The organism is Mesorhizobium kowhaii (assembly GCF_042431665.1).
GTDB lineage: Bacteria > Pseudomonadota > Alphaproteobacteria > Rhizobiales > Rhizobiaceae > Mesorhizobium > Mesorhizobium kowhaii.
The window spans coordinates 75,321-91,736 of sequence record NZ_JBHLYT010000033.1; the positions used below are offsets into that span (position 1 = coordinate 75,321).

At 63.0% G+C, this 16,416-nt stretch carries 15 protein-coding genes; 2 read left to right on the forward strand and 13 right to left on the reverse strand.

Going from position 1 to position 16,416, the window contains the following annotated elements; genetic code table 11:
* Positions 1 to 119: 119 nt before the first annotated feature.
* The 3 genes from ACFFNA_RS19835 to glmM form a co-directional block, all read right to left on the reverse strand.
* Positions 120 to 893: an outer membrane protein gene (locus ACFFNA_RS19835; protein WP_378920936.1), complete on the reverse strand. Its 774-nt coding sequence runs from the start codon at positions 891 to 893 to the stop codon at positions 120 to 122.
* Between the two features lie 209 nt (positions 894 to 1,102).
* Complete coding sequence (locus tag ACFFNA_RS19840; protein WP_378920938.1) at positions 1,103 to 1,933, reverse strand: outer membrane protein; 831 nt, start codon at positions 1,931 to 1,933, stop codon at positions 1,103 to 1,105.
* Positions 1,934 to 2,212: 279 nt separating this feature from the next.
* Positions 2,213 to 3,565: a phosphoglucosamine mutase gene (gene glmM, locus ACFFNA_RS19845; RefSeq protein WP_111548308.1), complete on the reverse strand. Its 1,353-nt coding sequence runs from the start codon at positions 3,563 to 3,565 to the stop codon at positions 2,213 to 2,215.
* Positions 3,566 to 3,933: 368 nt separating this feature from the next.
* Between glmM and ACFFNA_RS19850 the strand changes: the two genes are divergently transcribed.
* Positions 3,934 to 4,779 carry a hypothetical protein gene (locus ACFFNA_RS19850; protein ID WP_378920940.1) on the forward strand — a complete coding sequence of 282 codons (846 nt, stop codon included), beginning with the start codon at positions 3,934 to 3,936 and terminating at the stop codon, positions 4,777 to 4,779.
* A gap of 72 nt (positions 4,780 to 4,851) precedes the next feature.
* Here the strand turns inward: ACFFNA_RS19850 and ACFFNA_RS19855 are convergent, their stop codons facing one another.
* Positions 4,852 to 5,727, reverse strand: a complete 876-nt coding sequence (locus ACFFNA_RS19855) for an NAD(P)-dependent oxidoreductase (protein ID WP_378920942.1) — start codon at positions 5,725 to 5,727, stop codon at positions 4,852 to 4,854.
* A 30-nt stretch (positions 5,728 to 5,757) separates the two neighbouring features.
* A complete protein-coding gene (locus tag ACFFNA_RS19860) occupies positions 5,758 to 6,522 on the reverse strand; it encodes an SDR family oxidoreductase (RefSeq protein ID WP_378920944.1) in 765 nt (254 codons plus the stop codon).
* Between the two features lie 184 nt (positions 6,523 to 6,706).
* Between ACFFNA_RS19860 and ACFFNA_RS19865 the strand changes: the two genes are divergently transcribed.
* Positions 6,707 to 7,075: a winged helix-turn-helix transcriptional regulator gene (locus ACFFNA_RS19865; protein WP_378920946.1), complete on the forward strand. Its 369-nt coding sequence runs from the start codon at positions 6,707 to 6,709 to the stop codon at positions 7,073 to 7,075.
* Between the two features lie 81 nt (positions 7,076 to 7,156).
* On the opposite strand, the gene ftsH is transcribed toward ACFFNA_RS19865, so the two are convergent.
* The 8 genes from ftsH to tolQ all read right to left on the reverse strand — a co-directional run bounded on the left by ftsH (position 7,157) and on the right by tolQ (position 16,397).
* Entirely contained in the window at positions 7,157 to 9,082 is a 1,926-nt protein-coding gene (gene ftsH / locus ACFFNA_RS19870) for an ATP-dependent zinc metalloprotease FtsH (RefSeq protein ID WP_111548312.1), read from the reverse strand.
* Between the two features lie 124 nt (positions 9,083 to 9,206).
* Positions 9,207 to 10,616: a tRNA lysidine(34) synthetase TilS gene (gene tilS, locus ACFFNA_RS19875; protein WP_378920949.1), complete on the reverse strand. Its 1,410-nt coding sequence runs from the start codon at positions 10,614 to 10,616 to the stop codon at positions 9,207 to 9,209.
* Positions 10,617 to 10,674: 58 nt separating this feature from the next.
* Positions 10,675 to 11,742, reverse strand: a complete 1,068-nt coding sequence (ybgF, locus tag ACFFNA_RS19880) for a tol-pal system protein YbgF (RefSeq protein WP_378920951.1) — start codon at positions 11,740 to 11,742, stop codon at positions 10,675 to 10,677.
* A 226-nt stretch (positions 11,743 to 11,968) separates the two neighbouring features.
* Positions 11,969 to 12,475 (reverse strand): peptidoglycan-associated lipoprotein Pal, encoded by a 507-nt coding sequence (pal, locus tag ACFFNA_RS19885; protein ID WP_095089511.1) that lies wholly within the window; start codon positions 12,473 to 12,475, stop codon positions 11,969 to 11,971.
* Between the two features lie 233 nt (positions 12,476 to 12,708).
* Complete coding sequence (gene tolB / locus ACFFNA_RS19890) at positions 12,709 to 13,992, reverse strand: Tol-Pal system beta propeller repeat protein TolB (protein ID WP_245446364.1); 1,284 nt, start codon at positions 13,990 to 13,992, stop codon at positions 12,709 to 12,711.
* A 66-nt stretch (positions 13,993 to 14,058) separates the two neighbouring features.
* Positions 14,059 to 15,216 (reverse strand): cell envelope integrity protein TolA, encoded by a 1,158-nt coding sequence (tolA, locus tag ACFFNA_RS19895; protein ID WP_111548316.1) that lies wholly within the window; start codon positions 15,214 to 15,216, stop codon positions 14,059 to 14,061.
* Between the two features lie 7 nt (positions 15,217 to 15,223).
* Complete coding sequence (gene tolR, locus ACFFNA_RS19900) at positions 15,224 to 15,676, reverse strand: protein TolR (RefSeq protein WP_111548317.1); 453 nt, start codon at positions 15,674 to 15,676, stop codon at positions 15,224 to 15,226.
* Between the two features lie 10 nt (positions 15,677 to 15,686).
* Positions 15,687 to 16,397 carry a protein TolQ gene (gene tolQ, locus ACFFNA_RS19905; protein ID WP_095089519.1) on the reverse strand — a complete coding sequence of 237 codons (711 nt, stop codon included), beginning with the start codon at positions 16,395 to 16,397 and terminating at the stop codon, positions 15,687 to 15,689.
* Positions 16,398 to 16,416 lie beyond the last annotated feature (19 nt).

The following is a 16,416-nucleotide window of genomic DNA, read 5'->3' on the forward strand; positions in this document are numbered from 1 at the left end:
GAGGAAAGTTTTTGTCGTTGGCAGGATACCGGCGATCTGTGATCAGGATGTCGTGACCTCAAACGCAAACGGCGGACCGAACAGATCCGCCGTCAGTGCTTTCACGCATACCGAGCCTGCTACCAGAGATCGTAGCGCAGTCCGAGCTTGACCTGATGGTTGCTGATCCCCTTGTGAACCGGAAACGAGGCCAGGCTTTCGGCGGTCACATATTCGGCGTCGGGGGCGGAGAAATACTGATAGCCCAGATCGACGGAAACATTCTTGGACACTTGATAGGCAAGGCCCGCATTCAGCGTGTAGGCCAGGGAGTACTTGGTCTTATCATCGTTCTGGACGAAATCGTCGGTGGGATCATCGTTGTCTGTGAAATAGCTCGCCGAGAGCTTGCGCGTGCTGCGGACAACACCGATGCCTGCGCCGAGATAGGGCGTGATCCCGACATAGGTGCCAAGGTCGACATAGCCGTTGAGCATGCCCGAGAAGGCATAGTTCTTCAGCGATGCTGATGCCACGGTGCCCGTTGCCGGCGGTACCACGATCCCCGTATCGTCATAGCTGACGCCGATCTTGTTGCCGGGCAGGTAGCCAAGATTGAGATCGGCACGCAGATAATCGTTGAAATGATAGCCGAAGCCGATGCTGGCAAAGATGGGATCTTCCTTGTCGCTGAAGCTCGCCGGCGTGAAAGCGAAATCCTCATTCTCGAAGCTCTTCTGCGCCAGATAGGAAACATCGCCACGCAGATACCAGCCGGAGCCGACCTCGACCGGCACATAGTCGGGCGCCTGGTCGACATAGACCGGCGGATCGTAGTCGGCGGCGAATGCGGGTGTCAGCGGCAAGAGGGCAAATGCGCCGAGCGCCAGCGCCATACGCGATGTGAGTGTCATGGTCCCGACTCCCGAATTTGGCGCCGCCAGCAATCGCAACGGCAGCCATCGTTTCAAGGAGCATTGTTAACCATAGTGGTTAAGTGCCGGTTAAGGCTAACAGAGCGTTAGCGAATTCATTTCCGGCGGAAACTTTCTTTGCAAGCGACCCAAACGAAAACCGCCCGGCTGATGCCGGGCGGTTCGCGAATTTTCAAGTATTACAAGTGTTACTTGGTGTAGACCGGCTCGGGTTCGGGCTGGTAGGCCACCGGCACGGAGCAACCGTTGTTGCCGCCGAACTGATAGCGCAGGCCACCGCGCACCTCGTGGGTGCTGATGCCACCGTCGAAGCCCGGCCCGGCGCTGCTCGCGTCCCACTCGAACATGCGGCCGCCCTGGATGTGGCTGTAGCGATAACCCGCATCAAGGATCACCTTGTCCGTCAGGCAGTAGGAAGCACCTGCCATCAGGGCGTAAGCGAAGCGCCAGTTGGATGCTCCGGGATTGGTCTCGGTGGTGTTCGGGTCGTAGACAGTATCCCACTTGACATGCGCGCCGCCTATGCCGGCGCCGACATAGGGCGTGATGCCGTGCCAGGTGCCGATATCAACATAGGCATTGGCGAGCAGCAACAGGGCGCTCATCTTCGACACTTCGGTCGAGGTCGTGAGCAGATCCGAGGTGCCGCCATCGAAGTTCGACTTGAACCAGTAGTCGGCGGTCAAATCCGTCCGGAAGTAATCGTTGACCTTGTAGCCAACGCCGCCGCCAAGCGAGAAACCGCCCTTGAGCTTGCCGAAATCGAAACTCTTGCTGCCGGGCGTGACCGTACAATTACAGGGATCGATGGTGTAAGTCATATAGTCGATGCCGCGCACGGTCGACTTGTGATAATCGATGTCGCCACGAATATACCAGCCGCCGATATCGGCCGGCTGCTCGTAGACCGGTGGCGGAGCCTCTTCGACCACCGGTTCCGGGATGTCGGCTGCGAAAACCGGCCCGGCCAGCCCTGCGAACAGCGCAGCGAACAGGGCCTTTCTTGCTGTATTGAACATGCTTGTCACCCCTAAGAAGTTCGGAACGGCGATCGTGTCCGAAATGCAATTTGCTTTCAGTCGTGGATAATGAATTGCAAAGGTTAAAAGGCGTTTAACCCTGTTGCTTAACCACGAATCTCGAAACTTCGAGGAAGCGGGGCGCGGTTTCCGGAGCCCGGGATCGGCCGCCGGCCAACAAAAAGCCCGCCGGAAGGGCGGGCTTTGAGCGGTGGAAATGCTGCGGCGCGGCGCCTTCCCGGGCGCGCTAGGCGCGACGCCCTTCGGGCGCGCTAGGGATCAGGCGGCGCTGCGCGTTTCCGAGATGACTTCGACGATGTTGTTGACGACGGCCTCGACCAGTTGTGGGTCGTCGCCCTCGGCCATGACGCGGATCAGTGGCTCGGTGCCGGATGGCCGGATGACCAGCCGCCCGGCCTTGCCCAGGCGGTGACGGGCGTCTTCGATGGCTGCCTTGACTGGCGCTTCCTCGAGCGGTTTGCCACCGGAAATATGGACGTTCTTCAAAAGCTGCGGCACCGGTTCGAATTTCTTCGACAGCTCGCTGACCGGCCGTCCCTGCCGTTTGATGCAGGCCAGCACCTGCAGCGCCGAAACGAGGCCGTCGCCGGTGGTCGAGAAGTCCGACAGCACGATATGGCCCGACTGTTCGCCGCCGACATTGAGCCCATGCGCGCGCATATGCTCCACGACATAGCGGTCGCCGACCTTGGTGCGGTGCAACTGCAATTTCATGTCGCCGAGGAAGCGCTCGAGGCCGAGATTGGACATGACCGTCGAAACGACGCCGCCGCCGGCAAGCCGCCCGCTCTGGTGCCAAGATTCGGCGATCAGCGCCATGATCTGATCGCCATCGACGATCGCCCCGTTCTCATCGACAATGACGACACGGTCGGCATCGCCGTCGAGCGCGATGCCGATGTCGGCGCGCACTTCGTGCACCTTCTTCTGCAGACCTGCGGGATGGGTCGAGCCGCATTCCTTGTTGATGTTGAAGCCGTTGGGTTCGACATTGATGGCGACGACTTCGGCGCCCAGTTCCCACAGCGCCTCGGGCGCCACCTTGTAGGCGGCGCCATTGGCGCAATCGACGACGATCCTGAGGCCCGAAAGCGACATCGAGCGCGGCAAGGTGCGCTTGGCGAATTCGATGTAGCGGTCATGCACGCCGTCGACGCGCTTGGCGCGGCCAAGCCCATCGGAATCGGCGAGCGTCAGTTCGATATCCTTGTCGAGCATGCCCTCGATGCGCTCTTCGATCTCATCGGAGAGCTTGTAGCCGTCGGGGCCGAACAGCTTGATGCCGTTGTCGTAATAGGGATTGTGCGAGGCCGAGATCATGACGCCGATATCGGCGCGCAGCGAACGCACCAGCATGGCGACCGCTGGCGTCGGGATCGGGCCGAGCAGGAACACGTCCATGCCGGCGGCGCACAGGCCGGACACCATCGCATTCTCGATCATGTAGCCCGAAAGCCTGGTGTCCTTGCCGAGCACGACGCGATGACGATGACTGCCGCGCTGGAACGAGAGGCCGGCGGCCATGCCGACCCGCATCGCGATTTCAGCGGTCATCGGAAACTTGTTGGCGCGCCCGCGGATGCCGTCCGTGCCGAAATAATTCCCTGCCATGCTAACCAGATTCCTCGACAGTTCTTTGCCGGCGCGTCATGCCACAATTGGCCAGGGCACCATGATCACATTGTGTGATTATATGTTACCAATCCTTAGAAAATCATTGTTGTGCACTGCACACAACCTGGCTGCAACCCACATGCTGAGAGTGCCACGTTGTAACATACCAGTCATGTGAGCCTTTCAGCGCGGATGCACCTGGAAAATCTTGCTCTGAATCCAGCAACAGGCAACAATTTCATCACCTTGTCGGGAGGAGCCAGCTTTCGGCGATATATACGCCACTTAGCATCTGGCGCAACCGACCGTTGAGCGTTATTGGTTTGCAGGGACGTACCATGGGCTGCTGCAACGGAGAAAACGCTATGCTCATCCACCGACTTGCCACTTTGACCGGCCTCGCCGTCGCGACCTTGTTCCTGGCTGCGCCAGCCAACGCGCTGACGATGGCCGAGTGCAGCACGAAGTACAACGCCGCCAAGGACGCGGGGACACTCGCCGGAGCGACCTGGAACCAGTTCCGCAAGGCGCAGTGCGGCACCGATGCCGCGGCGACCACCGAAACCAAGCCAGCCGACACCAAGAAGGCAGCCGAAACGAAGCCGGCCAAGGCAGCCAAGGCGACCACCGCCGCGGCTGCCGACAGCACAGCCAAGGGGCTGACGGCCAAGGAATGCAGCGCCAAATACCAGGCTGCGAAGGCTGCCGGTACGCTCAATGGCCAGAAGTGGAACGACTTCCGCAAGGCCGAATGCGCCGCCGGCGCATCCGCCGCTGCCGACACCAAGCCGGCAACCACCAAGGCTGCCGCGGCTCCCGCCGACAGTGGCGGCAAGGGTCTGAGCATGGCCGAATGCAGCACCAAGTATCAGGCTGCCAAGACGGCCAACACGCTGAAAGGCATGAAGTGGAACGACTTCCGCAAGACCGAATGCGGCGCCGCCGCGTCGGATGACGACACGGTGCCGGCTCCGAGCGAGGCAAGTTACACCAAAGAGCCGGCAAAGCCGACGACGGTTGCGCCCAAGGGCGTCACTTTCCCGTCGGCGATCTCGCCGAAATATGCCAGCGAAACCCCCGGAAAGGGCCGCATGCATACCTGTCTCGACCAGTACTATGCCCTCAAGGACGCAAATGCGCTTGGCGGCCTCAAGTGGATCCAGAAGGGCGGCGGCTTCTACAGCCTCTGCAACGCCAAGCTGAAGACCTGAGCGCCACAGCCTGACAAACATAAGGCCCGCGAGGCGTCGGCTTCGCGGGCCTTTTGTTGCGTTCAAACAGTCTCAATCGACCTGTTTCGCTAACTGCAGAAGCTCGACCAGGCTGGTGAGATCGGCGTTAGCCTTGCCGGCCGCCACGCCGCGCTTCATCAGGCTTTGCATCGGCAGCATGAGTTCGGTGCTGATGCCTGCGGCCTTGCTGGCATCGATCAGATTGACATAGGCCTCGGCCTGCATGCCGAGATTGGAGACGACATTGCTGGTGTGATCGCCGGCGTCGATCTGCTCGGCCCATTTCGGCAACCCACCTTGCATCGCTTGCAGCCATGACATCAGCAGCGGCATGAATTCTTCGGCCGGAATTCCCGCGGATCCTGTCAGCGCCAGTGCCTGCAGCACACCCCCGAACAGGCCATACATGCCGGCCAGCAGCGAAATATCGTAGAGCGGTGCCAAGCCGGCATCCTCGCCCAGATATTTGCCGGTGCCGAGCGCATCGAGTTGTTCAGAGTGCGTGTCGAACCCCTGCCTGGAGCCGCTGTAGAGGATCAGGGCGTGCTGCCGGCCGATCATCGGCGGCACCGCCATGATGCCACCATCGACATAGTTGGCGCCGTGCGTGACGGCCCACTGCGACATCGCCCGCGCCTGCTCGGGCGTGCCGTTGGTGAGATTGACCAGCGTGCGGCCCGATAACGCTTCCCGCGCGGGCGCAAGCGCCTCGTGGACCGTGTCGTAGACCAGAAGGCACACCACGATCAGCGGGCTCGACCTGACGGCGTCCTCGACGCTGGCAGCCACGACAGCGCCCTTGGCCGCCAAAGCGTGCGCCTTTGCCGGTGAGCGGTTCCACACCGTCACAACATGCCCCTTGTCGAGGAAGGCCTCCGTGAGAGCCGTGCCCATGGCGCCAAGGCCGATTACAGTCATATCGCTCATCGTGCGTCTCCGTGGTTTCGGTTTGCCGGGTCACGCCGGCAAGGGGCTCAGATCCTGGCCAAGGCCGCCATCGACGGTCAGCCGCGCGCCTGTGGTGAAGGTTGCATCGAAAGCCAGGAACAGCACCGCACGCGCCACCTCCTCGACGGTGCCGTGACGCTTCATCGGCGTGACCGCGTCACCGATCGCCATGAAGGCCGCCCGCTCCTCGGCGGAAGCGCTCGCCACGCCCATTGTCGGCGTATCGATGAAGCCGGGGCTGACCACATTCACGCGGATCCGGCGCGGCAGAAGCTCGGCGGCAAGAACCTTGGCGAAAGCGCGAAGTGCAGCCTTCGATCCGGAATAGACGCTCATTCCGCCGTTGCCGGATTCATCGGCGATCGACGAGGTGAAGACGATGGCGCCACCATCCTTGATGAGCGGCAGCAGGCGCTGCGCGGTGAAGAAAGCGCCTTTCGTGTTGATGTTGAAGATGCGGTCGTAGCTGTCCTCGGTGACCCGCTCCACCGGCTCGAGATTGGCAACCCCGGCATTGATGTGGAGGAAGTCGATCTGGCCGAGCTTCTGTCCCACTTCGGCTCCGAGCGTGACGATATCGGCCATGTCGCTGGTGTCCGACTGCACGACATGGGCGCGCGAAAACAACTTCGCGCGGGCGGCTTCGATGTTGCGGTGATCGCGGCCGGTGACCAACACGCCGGCGCCGCCTTCGACCAGGGCCTCCGCCACGGCAAGCCCCATGCCGTGCGTTCCGCCGATCACCACGGCCTTCTTGTTTGCGTATCGTGTCATGATCCATCCTTTTCGCCAAAATCCGACCGCCGACGGCCTTTGCAGGCCGAAGCAAGGTACCGATATGTTGTTGTGCTGTTCGCCGGTGCCGGCGATCTGGTTTGAAGTTATGGACCGGCTTGGTTTTTCTCAAGTACCGACAAAAATGTAAGCCACCCACCGATTGCTCAGAATTGGATGAAACATGGGAAAGAAACAGCCAGATAGTTGCGGATTAGGGCCGGCGCTGGAGGTGATCAGCGGCAAGTGGAAGGCGTTGCTGCTCTGGCAGGTCCACAAGGCGCCGGCGCGCTTCGGTGAACTGAAGCGCCGGGTGCCCGACATCAGTGAAAAGATGTTGATCCAGCAGCTGCGCGAAATGGAGGCCGACGGCATCGTCCACCGCGAGGTCTTCCCCGAAGTCCCGCCCAGGGTCGAATACTCGATCACCGAATTCGGTATCGAGCTGGACAATGCCCTGATTCCGCTCGCCAGATGGGGCAAGCAACATGCCGGACGGACCGACGGGCAGCGCCCCGGCAAGGCAAGCGCGCTCGCGCCGCGCGGCCTGTGACCAACGCCGAACAGCAAAACGCCGCGGGTTGAAGCCGCGGCGTTTGTTTTGAAGTCAGCGGTCTGAAATCAGTGGTCTCGGTCAGCTTGAAGGCTGGGGTTCCATGCCGCCTTCCGGCTCGGGTCCCTTCTTGCGCCGGCCGGACTTCGGCACGGCCGAGCCACGGCTTGGCGGCGTGTCGTCGCCGAGGTCGCGCGAGGGCTTCTGCCCGGCGATCAACTGCTTGATCTCTTCACCCGACAGCGTCTCATACTCGAGCAGCCCTTCCGCCAGCGCGATCCATTCCTTCTTCTTCTTGGTCAGGATGGATTTTGCCGTCGAATAGGCCTCGTCGATCAGGCGGCGCACTTCGGCATCGATGATCTGCGCGGTCTCTTCCGAGACGTTCTGCGTGCGCGCCACCGAGTGACCGAGGAACACTTCCTCCTGGTTGTCGCCATAGGCGACGTGGCCGAGCTTGTCGGAAAAGCCCCAGCGCGTGACCATGGCGCGCGCCAGCTTGGTCGCCTGCTCGATGTCCGAGGAGGCACCCGAGGTGATGTTTTCCTTGCCGAACTTGAACTCCTCGGCGACACGGCCACCCATCATGATGGCGAGCCGCGAGATCATGTATTTGTAGCTCATCGAATAGCGGTCGCCTTCCGGCAACTGCATGACCATGCCGAGCGCCCGGCCACGCGGGATGATGGTGGCCTTGTGCAGCGGATCGGCCGACGGCACGTTGAGCGCCAGGATGGCGTGACCGGCCTCGTGGTAGGCGGTCAGCGCCTTTTCGGCTTGGGTCATCGCCGACGAACGACGCTCGGCGCCCATCATGATCTTGTCCTTGGCGTCCTCGAACTCGGCCATGGTCACCAGGCGCTTGTTGCGCCGCGCGGCCATCAGCGCCGATTCGTTGACGAGGTTCATGAGGTCGGCGCCGGAAAACCCGGGCGTGCCGCGAGCGACGACCTTGAGGTCGACGTTGGGCGCCAAAGGCACGTTGCGCACATGCACCTTGAGGATCTTCTCGCGGCCGACGATATCGGGGTTCGGCACCACCACCTGGCGGTCGAAGCGGCCCGGACGCAGCAGCGCCGGGTCGAGCACGTCGGGCCGGTTGGTGGCGGCGATCAGGATGATGCTTTCGTTGGATTCGAAGCCGTCCATCTCGACCAGCAGCTGGTTCAGCGTCTGCTCGCGCTCGTCATTGCCGCCGCCGAGACCGGCGCCGCGATGGCGGCCGACGGCATCGATTTCGTCGATGAAGATGATGCAGGGCGCGTTCTTCTTGGCCTGGTCGAACATGTCGCGGACGCGGCTGGCGCCGACGCCGACGAACATCTCGACGAAGTCCGAACCGGAGATGGTGAAGAACGGCACATTGGCTTCGCCGGCAACCGAGCGGGCGAGCAGCGTCTTGCCGGTTCCCGGAGGGCCGACAAGCAGCACGCCACGCGGAATCTTGCCGCCGAGCCGCTGGAACTTCTGCGGATCGCGCAGGAACTCGACGATCTCTTCCAGATCTTCCTTGGCTTCATCGACGCCAGCAACGTCCTGGAAGGTGACGCGGCCATGCGCCTCGGTCAAAAGCTTGGCCTTCGACTTGCCGAAGCCCATGGCGCGCCCGGATCCAGACTGCATCTGGCGCATGAAGAATATCCAGACGCCGAGGATGAGGATCATCGGCAGCCACGAGATCAGATAGCCGAACAGCGAATTGGAACCGTCGGTCTCAGGCCGCGCATTGATGGTGACGTTCTTGTCCTGCAGCCGCGAGACCAGCGACGGATCGCCGGGCGAATAGGTCTGGAAGCCGCTGGCATTGTCGGTGTAGGTGCCGCTGATGCGGGCGCCCGCAATGGTCACCGTCTTGACCCGGCCGGCCGCGACGTCCTGCAGGAACTGCGAATAAGGCACATCGCTTGAGGCCCCTCGCGTCTGCGGCGTCTGGAACAGATTGAACAGGGCGATGAGCAAGACCGCTATGATCGCCCAGAGCGCGAGGTTGCGATAGTTCGGATTCATCAATTGTCCCGTTGGCGTCCGCGGGGCGGACACACGTCATGAGAGGAAACTTGCGCCTAACATAGGGAGAGCGCCTCCCCTTGCCAAGCATAACAGCACGTCTGGGTTAAGCTTTAGCCCATCATCAACCGGCACTGTGGCCGCTGAAAGGCAAGGGCGGGACCGGGGCCGCCCCAATCAGCCCGGCGACAGCCCGCGCCGGCGCCAGGTCGAAGGACGGCAGGAAGCGGGCAAAGGGGGCAACGACCGGCCGCGCCTCAACCACCGCAGGCGCCCGGATATCTCCCGGCAAACCAAGGCATTCGCCGGCTTGCCACAATGCCGGCTCGGCGGCGAGCGCGGCGCGCATCAGGCTTGGCGGGGTTTCCCCCTCGCCGATCGCCGGCCGCTTCGCTGCTGCTCCGAACGGGGCGATCAACAATGCGCCGCTGCTGTTGTTCAATGTGATGCGCCGGCGGCCATCCCAGAGGGTGCCCTGGGTGACTGCAGCGGCAGGCGGCAGACCGCGCGCCTCGCGGCGCAGGAAGATGCCGGCGCGCCGGCAATCGACCACCGTCCGCGACAATGTGGCGCAAAGAAAACCGGTCTTCAGCCGGGCAAACAGCGCCTCGCTGCGGGCCTGGTCCGGCAGAAAGGCAATCCCGCCGGTCGTGGCCAGCAGAATGCGCAGTGCGTAGACCGCCGTCCGGTCCTCGCCGGCGTTCAGCAAGCCAGGATCAAGCCGAATGAGCCCGGCCGCCGGCTGGATCGCGAAACGGCGGATCAAGTCCGCCGCAGCCAGGCCAAGCTGCCTGCGCACGCTGCCCTCCTGCGCGGCCAGTGCCAGCGCGTCGTCGATGCGCTGCACGCCGTCGTCGTCGGCGAGCGTCGCGCGCAGGCGCGGCCGCTCGAAAGCCTTGTCGACATTGGTCGGGTCGTCGGCCCAGCCGACATCCTGACGCCGCAGAACGTCGCGCAGTGCCGCGCGCCGCATGCCGAGAAGCGGCCGCACGATCCAGCTGCGCCAGTCATACAAGGTGGCCGGCGCCATGCCGGCAAGTCCTCGGCCTGCCGCGTCGGCATGGCCTCGGCCCTCGTCACGCGCCAATCCCTCTTTGCGTGCCAATCTGTCGTTGCGTACTTGCCGCATCAGCACCGTTTCCGCCTGATCGTCGGCGGTATGGCCGGTCAGGATCAGGCCAAGGCCTTCCGCCTGTGCTGCCTCGGCCAGCAGCCGGTAGCGCGCTTCCCGTGCGGCGGCGGGCAGACCGGTCGACGGCTTGGAGCCCGACCATGTCAGGATGCGGTGCGCGATTGCGTGCGTGGCGCACAGCCTCGCCATCCCCTGCGCTTCCGCCGCCGAGCCGGGCCGCAAACCGTGGTCGATCGTCACCGCCAGCAGCTTCGTTGCCGGCGCTGTGCGGTCGAGATGGTGTTTGAGAAGAAGGAGCAGGGCGGTCGAGTCGCTGCCGCCGGACACGGCCGCAACAGCGCCGCTGGTAAAATCGATATGCGAAAAAAGGCTTTTCGAAAGATCAGGCTCGGTATCGAGCATCAATGCATGTCGCCCAAAGATGATCCTGGTTTTGGGGCAACGACATGAACGGGAAGGTTCAGCACGCCGCCAGCGCCTTTTCCTGCTTGACGCGTTCCTTGAGCGCGCCGGAGATGTCGGGGTAGCGCTTGCCGATCTCACTGAAGGTGGCGCAGGCCACGTCATGCTGCTTGAGGCCGACCAGCGACACGCCGAGCTTCAGCAACATGTCGGGAGCTTTCTTGGCCTTGGGATAGTCCTTGCTGGCGGCGAGGAAAGTCTCGGCCGCGTCGCGGTATTTCTGCTGGCCGAGCAGCGACTCGCCCAACCAGTAATGCGCATCCGCAGCCTTCGCATCCTTGGGGAAGCGGGAGATATGGTTGCGAAAACCCTGCTCGGCGGTGCTGTAGTCGCCCGAGAGGATGAACTGATAGGAGTCGCGGTAGAGTTCCTCCGGGTCGTTGGTGGCGGGCAATGCCGCCACCTCCGTGCCGTCGGACTTGCCGGCCTTGGCCGGGGCGCCGGCGGCGGGCGCGGTATCTTGCGCCGGCGCGGTCGCCTGGGTGTTGCCGCCGGCATCGATGACATTGCCGTTCTTGTCGACGGTGATGGTGCCGAAGGTCTTTTCCGGCGCACCCGTCCCGGGAATCACCTTGCCGGGGTCGCCATTGGGCGATTCGACGATGACCTCCTGGCCGGCGGGCGCCGTGCCCGCGTCGGCCGGCGCCTGCGTTGCCGGAGCCGCTGCCACATCGGTGTTGGTATCCGTAGTTGTGGCGTCCGACTTCTTCTGTGCCGGCGGCTGCCCGCCTTGCGTGCCGCCTTCAAGCTGTTGGAAGCGGAACTCGTTGTCTTCCTGCTGCTTGCGGATCTGCTCCTGCATCTGCAGGACCTGGAAATTGAGTTCCTCGATCTTGCCGTTCATCTGCCGCAGTTGCTCTTCCAGCCCGGTCACGGCGGTACCGTCGGACTGCACCAGTTGAACCTGATCCGGTTTCTTCTTTTGACCGAATAGGCTGGGCAATTCGATGCTGGGCAGATGGAAGGAAAAGCCGCTGTCGGTTGATTGCCCTGTGCCCGCCAGTGCGGTGACGCCTGATAGGAGCAACAGCGCAAGCGTGCCGCTCAGAACCGATCTCAAATGCATGTGCCTCTCGCCGTGATTTCGTTAGCTTGTTCGCGCCTTCCAATCAGAGTGGGACCAGCCAAGCGCCCTCGGCTCATAGCAGGAGCCGAGACTTCGGCCAAATTTTGTTTCGGGCATCCGGATATGAAAAAGGCGGCCCTGGGGCCGCCTTTCGCAAGGGTATGTTGCATTTTTGCCGCTAGAGCGCCGCGCCTTCTTTTGACACGCCGGTCGGCTGCACGATGGCTCAGGAACCGGCGCCGCTGAGCGTGGTGACCGCACGGCGGTTCTGCGACCAGCAGGAGATGTCGTCGCACACCGCGACCGGACGCTCCTTGCCGTAGGAAATCGTCTTCAGGCGGCTGGCCGAAACGCCCTTTGCGACGAGGAAGTCGCGGGTGGCGGCGGCGCGGCGGGCGCCGAGCGCCAGATTGTACTCACGCGTGCCGCGTTCGTCGGCATGGCCTTCGATGACGATGGCGTACTGCTTGTACTGGTTCAGCCACTGCGCCTGGCGCGACAGTGTCGTCTGCGCGTCGGCACGGATCGAGGTCGAGTCCGTATCGAAGAAGATGCGGTCGCCGATGTTGACGGTGAAGTCCTTTGCCGATCCGGGCGTTGCCGCGCCGGCGCCGTTGAGGCCAAGGTCGGCGGCATTGTTCGGCGTCTTCTTCGAGGCACAACCGGCGATGGCGAGCATCGCCACCAGCGCGATCATGACCGGGTTTCTGGTAAGTGCTGCGATACGGCCCATGCCGCCTCTCCTTCGTATTTCGAGTGATTTCGTTGATCACCCAGTAACCACGTTTGGGTTAACCGGCATTCAAGAAACACGGTTAAAATTTGGTTAGGCTGCCCGTCCGCAGCCGTCTGGCCCGAAGCCACAATTGGCGCGGACCCTAGGCGTAAATGCGGCCAAAACGCGACCAAGGCGTGGAAAAGGGGCCACAAAGGCCCCTTTCCGGCATCTGTGACAATTGAGCCAAACTACTCCAGCAAGGGCGACCATGCCGGGTCGGAGGCGAAGTTCGTCGTCGGGATCGACTGTTCATTGCGGCCGGTGAGGTCGACCGACACCAGCTTCGGGCCTCCGGCGGAATCGCGGAAGAACATCAGCACTCGGCCGTTCGGCGCCCAGGTCGGCCCCTCCTGCTGGAAGCCGGAGGACAGGATACGCTCGCCCGAGCCATCGGTTTTCATGACGCCGATCTGGAATTCGCCGCCTGTCTGCTTGGTGAAGGCGATGAGGTCGCCGCGCGGCGACCACACCGGCGTCGAATAGACGCCGTCGCCGAAGGAGATGCGGTTCTGGCCCGAGCCGTCGGCACCCATCACATAGATCTGCGCGCGCCCACCGCGGTCGGAGGTGAACACCACCTGGCTGCCGTCGGGCGAATAGGACGGCGAGGTGTCGATGGCGGTCGAGTTGGTCAACCGTGTCGTCGAACGGCTCCGCAAGTCCATGGCGAAGATATTGGAGTTGCCGTCATCGCGCAGCAGACTCATGATCACCTTCTGGCCGTCGGGCGAAAAGCGTGGCGCAAAGGTCATGCCGGGAAAATTGCCGACCAGTTCGCGCTGGCCGGTCTCGATCTGCAGCAGGTAGACCCGCGGCTGACCGCTTTCATAGGACATGTAGGTGATTTCCTGCCGGTTCGGCGAGAAACGCGGCGTCAGCACGATCGACTTTCCGTCGGAGAGATAGCGGACGTTGGCGCCGTCCTGATCCATGATGGCGAGGCGCTTCTTGCGCGCGTTCTTGGCGCCGGATTCGTCGATGAAGACGACGCGCGTGTCGAAATAGCCCTTCTCACCGGTCAGCCTCTCGTAGATCGCGTCGGCGATGATGTGGGCAACGCGACGCTGATTGGCGTCGTTGGCAAAGAACTGCTCGCCGGACATCTGCTGGCCGGCAAAGGTATCCCACAGCCGGTACTGGGCGCGGATGCGGCCGTCGGCCTCCTTGCCGACGCTGCCGGTGACCAGCGCCTGCGCGTTGATCACCTTCCAGTCGTCGAAGCGCGGTGCTGCGTCCGGATTGGATATCTTCTCGATGAAGGCACTCTTGTCGATCGGCGCGAACAGGCCCGAGCGCTTCAGGTCGGCGGTGACGATCTCGGAAATCTGGGCGCCAAGCGCGTCGCCTCCCTGGAAATCGGTGATGGCGATCGGCAGCGGTTCGACATTGCCCTTGTTGACGTTGAGCTCGACGAGCGCCAGGGCCGGCAACGTGCCGGCAGCGGTCATGCCCATCGCCATTGCTGCGACCATCAGGAGCGGCTTGAGGATTGATTTCATGTCTTCTCGCTTCTCGTACTGATTTTCGGATACTCGGGCCTACAGGCCCAGCATCTCCCTTGGATCGAAGGTGACGCGGACGTCGGCCCAGATGTCCTGCTTGCCTGCGGGGACCTGCAGGCCGGTGACATCGCATTTTTGCACCGCGCGAACGGCACTTTCGTCGAACTGGCGGTTTCCGCTCGACTTCTCGACATTCGGGCGGCCATCCAGCTTGCCGGAGGCATCCAGGTTGAAGCGGACGACGACGACGAAGTTTTCCGAACCTTCAAGGCCAACTGGAAGGGTCCAGCAGCCGCCGAGCTGGCTTTCCAGGGCACCCATTTCCGATTTCGACAGCTTCTGGCCCTGATCCTTGTCGCCGCCGAGCGAGGCCTGCTGGGTCGAGCGCTTGGCGCCGCCGCCGGACGGCTTCTGCTTGTCGAGGAGAGCGGAGATCTCGTCGGCGTTGAACTGCTTGTCGTCGGACTTCGGCTTCGACGAGGCTTCCTTGACCGGCTTGTCGGCATCCTTGCGTTCCGGCGCCTTGGCGCTTTCGGCCTGCGCCGGCTGAGGCTTCGGCCGCGCTTCCGGCGCGGGCGCCGAGTTCGGCAGCTGCGTCTCTTCGGTGGGCGGATCCTTGGCTATGGCCTCAGCAACGGCATCAGGCTTGACCTCGGGCGTCGGATCGATGGCGGCGGTCTTGTCCTGCGGCGGCGGGGTCGGCGCCGGCTTGGCCGGTGTCGGCTTGGGGTCCGTCTGCTTGACCGGCTCCGGCTTCACCTCTTCCTTGGGCGTCGGCGCCGGCGCCACTTCCGTTGCCGGAATGGGCTTGGGCTTTTCCTGCGGCTTCGGCACGTCCTCCGGCTTCGGCTTTTCGATCGGTGTCGGCGCGGGCGGCGGAGCCGATGTCATGTCGACCGGCTTCGGCTTGGCCTCCGGCGTTACCGGCTTGTCGGTGTCGACGCTGTTCTCGCCGACCTTCTGCGCTACCGGCACGATGTCCGGGCGCTGGGTCGGCACAGGGGCCGGCTTTTCATGCATCACGGCCTTCTTGTCGCCCTGCAACGTCTGCGCAATGGCTTCCATCGGCACGATGTCGACCGCGACCGACTCGACATCGGCGGACGGGAGTGCGGCCGGCGCCGACAGCGTGAACAGGCCGAAGGCCAGCACCGCCGTATGCAAGATCACCGATGTGGTGAGGCCGGTCTTCATCGTGCGTCTATTGATCCTGTTCCTGCAGTGAAACCAGGCCGATGTTCTTGTAGCCAGCGGACGAGATACGAGCCATCACCTTCATCGCCGTGCCATAGTCGGTGGACTTGTCGCCGCGGATGAAGATGCGCTCTTCATAGCCGGTCTTCGAGATCGCCTGCAGCTTGGCCACCAGCTCCTCGATCGGAATCTCGGTTTCCTGGAGATAGATCTGGCCGGCGGCGTTGATCGAGACGGTGATCGGCTGCGTGTCGGCATTCATCGCCTTGGCCTGCGTGTCAGGCAGGTCGATCGGCACGCCGACCGTCAGCATCGGTGCCGCGACCATGAAGATGATCAGCAGCACCAGCATCACGTCGACCATCGGCGTGACGTTGATCTCCGACATCAGTGCATGGTGACGGCCGCGCCGCCTGTGGCCGCGCCCACCGCGTCCTCCCATGCCAACGGACATACCCATCAGTTACTCCTCAGGCCTTGGGGGCCACTTTTTCATCGATTTGGCGCGAGAGTATGGCGGAGAACTCGTCGGAGAACCCTTCCATGCGCACCGCTATCTTGCTCGCGTCGGACGACAGTTTATTGTAGGCGATGACGGCGGGGATGGCGGCGAGCAGGCCGATGGCCGTCGCCAGCAGCGCTTCGGCAATGCCGGGCGCGACCACCGCAAGACTGGTGTTCTTGGACCCGGCGATCGCCTGGAACGAGGTCATGATACCGATGACGGTGCCGAACAGGCCGATAAAGGGTGCCGCCGAGCCGGTGGTGGCGAGGAAGCCGAGGCGCCCCTCCAGCTTTTCCATCTCGCGCGTCAGCGCCAGGTCCATCGCCTTGTCGATGCGGGTCTGCAGGCCGAGCGGCGACTTGGCGCCCTTCTCGAAGCTCTTCTTCCACTCACGCATTGCAGCCACGAAAATGGCACCCATGCCGGTGGTCTTGCGGTCGGCGAGCGTGCGGTAGAGCTCCTCCAGCGACTGCCCGGACCAGAACACCTGCTCGAACCGGTTGAGCGACAGCCGCATGCGGGCATAGGCAACCAGCTTGTCGACGATGATCGCCCAGGTCCAGACCGAAGCGCAGAGCAAACCGATCATGACCAGCTTGACCACCCAGCTGGCCTGCATGAACAGCGCCCAAATCGACAATTGCGCGCCCGGTTCGGCGAGTGCGATATTTTCCATCGTTACGTCCTTAAGATTT

Bases quoted from the DNA above. Each gene is read 5' to 3' on its own strand.
- tolR (WP_111548317.1), bottom strand. From the start codon at position 15,676: ATGGGTATGTCCGTTGGCATGGGAGGACGCGGTGGGCGCGGCCACAGG.
- ACFFNA_RS19850 (WP_378920940.1), top strand. From the start codon at position 3,934: ATGCTCATCCACCGACTTGCCACTTTGACCGGCCTCGCCGTCGCGACC.
- tilS (WP_378920949.1), bottom strand. From the start codon at position 10,616: ATGCTCGATACCGAGCCTGATCTTTCGAAAAGCCTTTTTTCGCATATC.
- ACFFNA_RS19855 (WP_378920942.1), bottom strand. From the start codon at position 5,727: ATGAGCGATATGACTGTAATCGGCCTTGGCGCCATGGGCACGGCTCTC.
- pal (WP_095089511.1), bottom strand. From the start codon at position 12,475: ATGGGCCGTATCGCAGCACTTACCAGAAACCCGGTCATGATCGCGCTG.
- tolB (WP_245446364.1), bottom strand. From the start codon at position 13,992: ATGGTCGCAGCAATGGCGATGGGCATGACCGCTGCCGGCACGTTGCCG.
- ACFFNA_RS19860 (WP_378920944.1), bottom strand. From the start codon at position 6,522: ATGACACGATACGCAAACAAGAAGGCCGTGGTGATCGGCGGAACGCAC.
- tolA (WP_111548316.1), bottom strand. From the start codon at position 15,216: ATGAAGACCGGCCTCACCACATCGGTGATCTTGCATACGGCGGTGCTG.
- ACFFNA_RS19840 (WP_378920938.1), bottom strand. From the start codon at position 1,933: ATGTTCAATACAGCAAGAAAGGCCCTGTTCGCTGCGCTGTTCGCAGGG.
- ybgF (WP_378920951.1), bottom strand. From the start codon at position 11,742: ATGCATTTGAGATCGGTTCTGAGCGGCACGCTTGCGCTGTTGCTCCTA.
- ACFFNA_RS19865 (WP_378920946.1), top strand. From the start codon at position 6,707: ATGGGAAAGAAACAGCCAGATAGTTGCGGATTAGGGCCGGCGCTGGAG.
- ftsH (WP_111548312.1), bottom strand. From the start codon at position 9,082: ATGAATCCGAACTATCGCAACCTCGCGCTCTGGGCGATCATAGCGGTC.
- tolQ (WP_095089519.1), bottom strand. From the start codon at position 16,397: ATGGAAAATATCGCACTCGCCGAACCGGGCGCGCAATTGTCGATTTGG.
- glmM (WP_111548308.1), bottom strand. From the start codon at position 3,565: ATGGCAGGGAATTATTTCGGCACGGACGGCATCCGCGGGCGCGCCAAC.
- ACFFNA_RS19835 (WP_378920936.1), bottom strand. From the start codon at position 893: ATGACACTCACATCGCGTATGGCGCTGGCGCTCGGCGCATTTGCCCTC.